The organism is Hydrogenophaga sp. 70-12 (assembly GCF_001897365.1).
Classification (GTDB): Bacteria; Pseudomonadota; Gammaproteobacteria; order Burkholderiales; family Burkholderiaceae_C; genus Hydrogenophaga; species Hydrogenophaga borbori.
Map to the genome: position 1 here is coordinate 16,074 of NZ_MKSS01000118.1, position 2,348 is coordinate 18,421.

At 71.4% G+C, this 2,348-nt stretch carries 1 protein-coding gene; it reads right to left on the reverse strand.

Annotated features, from left to right (window positions below; all coding sequences use genetic code 11):
* The coding region (locus BGO22_RS07565; protein WP_502686440.1) for an excinuclease ABC subunit UvrA at positions 1 to 2,348 on the reverse strand (2,348 nt) is incomplete at both ends.

Here is a 2,348-nt window from a genome sequence, read left to right on the forward strand (position 1 = left end):
CACACCGCCGAAGCGCACGGCGCGCGCCTGCGCATTGAGGCGCGAGCCTTCGCAGGTCGGGCAGGCCTCGTCGCCCACGCCTTCCACCTCGGGCTCGGCGAAGCTCTGTTCGCGGCCTTTTTCGTCGGCGTCGCGCACCGAATCGTCGAGCGCCTTGCGCTGCTCGCGCGAGAGTTTCACGCCCGTGCCCACGCAGTCGGGGCACCAGCCGTGCTTGCTGTTGTAGGAGAACAGGCGCGGGTCCAGCTCGGGGTAGCTGGTGCTGCACACCGGGCAGGCGCGCGCGGTGCTGAACACCTCCACGGCGCCGATGTCGCGCGTGGGGCGGCCCTCGGCGATGGCCTCTTTCAGTCCGTCGAGCGGGTGCAGCAGGTGCAGGATGCCCTTGCCGTGCTCCAGCGCCTTCGCCAGTTCGCGGCGCAGCTGCGCCTCGTCGGCCGGGTTCACCACGAAATCGGCCACCGGCAGTTCGATGGTGTGTTCCTTGAAGCGGTCGATGCGCGGGAAGCCGGTGGTGGGCAGGAAGTCGCCGTCCACGCGCAGGTGGCTGAAGCCGCGCGGGCGCGCCCAGTCGGCCAGTTCGGTGTACACGCCCTTGCGGTTGACCACCAGCGGCGCCAGCAGGCCCACGTGCCGGCCCGCGTGCTTGCGCAGGATGGCGGCCGCGATGCTGTCGGCACTCTGCGGCTTCACGGCCGCGCCATCGTGCACGCAGTGCTGGGTGCCCAGCTTCACGTAGAGCAGGCGCAGGAAATGCCAGACCTCGGTGGTGGTGCCCACCGTGCTCTTGCGCCCGCCGCGCGACAGGCGCTGCTCGATGGCCACCGTGGGCGGGATGCCGTACACCGCGTCCACCTCGGGCCGGCCCGCCGGCTGCACGATGCTGCGCGCGTAGGCGTTGAGGCTTTCCAGGTAGCGGCGCTGGCCTTCGTTGAACAGGATGTCGAAGGCCAGCGTGCTCTTGCCCGAACCGCTCACGCCCGAGATGACGTTGAACTTGCCGCGCGGGATGTCCACGCTGAGCTGCTTGAGGTTGTGCTCCTTGGCGTTGACGATGCGGATGGCTTCGTCGCGCGGCGCGCGGCGCGCGGTGGCGCGCGCGCGGTACGGCGCCGGCGCCTCGCCCACCGCGTGCACCTGGTCCATGGCCGCCGCGTACTCGCGCAAGGCCAGCGCGGTGTGGCTCGTGGGGTGCTCGCGCACCTGCTCGGGCGGGCCCTCGGCCACCACGGCGCCGCCGCCCGCGCCGCCCTCGGGACCCAGGTCGACCAGCCAGTCGGCGGCGCGGATCACGTCCAGGTTGTGCTCGATCACCACCAGCGAGTGGCCGGCGTCCAGCAGCTTGCGCAGCGAGCGCATGAGCTTGGCGATGTCGTCGAAGTGCAGGCCGGTGGTGGGCTCGTCGAACAGGAACAGCGTGCCCTTGCGCGACACGGCCTGGCGGCTGGCGCTCGCGGACTTGGCGGCCTCGGCCAGGAAGCCCGCGAGCTTGAGGCGCTGCGCCTCGCCGCCCGAGAGCGTGGGCACGGGCTGGCCCAGCTTCACGTACTCCAGGCCCACGTCCACGATGGGCTGCAGCGCGCGGATCACCTCGCGGTCGTGCGCGAACAGCTGGGCCGCTTCGTTGACGGTGAGCTCCAGCGTGTCGGCCACGCTCAGCATCCGTCCGCCGCGGTCGATCTTCACCTCCAGGATTTCGGGCCGGTAGCGCTTGCCGTCGCAATCGGGGCAGCGAAGGTAGACGTCGGAGAGGAACTGCATCTCCACGTGCTCGAAGCCCGAGCCGCCGCAGGTGGGGCAGCGGCCGTCGCCGCTGTTGAAGCTGAACTTGGCCGGCGTGTAGCTGCGCTGGCGCGCCAGCGGCGCGTCGGCGAACAGCGCGCGGATGGCGTCCCAGGCGCCGACGTAGCTCACCGGGTTGGAGCGCGCGGTCTTGCCGATGGGCGATTGGTCGACGAAGACCACGTCGGCCAGCTGCTCGGCGCCGAGCAGGCGGTCGTGCGCGCCGGGCGATTCGGTGCTCTGGCCGAAGTGGCGCATGAGCGCGGGCGCCAGCACGTCCTGGATCAGCGTGGACTTGCCCGAGCCCGACACACCCGTGATCACCACGAGGCGCTGCAGCGGGAACTCCACCGACACGTTCTTCAGGTTGTGCTCGCGCGCGCCTTCCAGGATGAGGCGCGGCGTGCTGTCGGTGACGGCGCGCTTGAAGCCCATGCCGATGGTCTTGCGCGCGCCCAGGTAGGCACCGGTGAGCGTGTCGGCCGAGCGGATCTGCGCCGGCGTGCCGTCGAACACGATGCGCCCGCCGCGCTCGCCCGGGCCGGGGCCCATGTCGATCAGGCGGT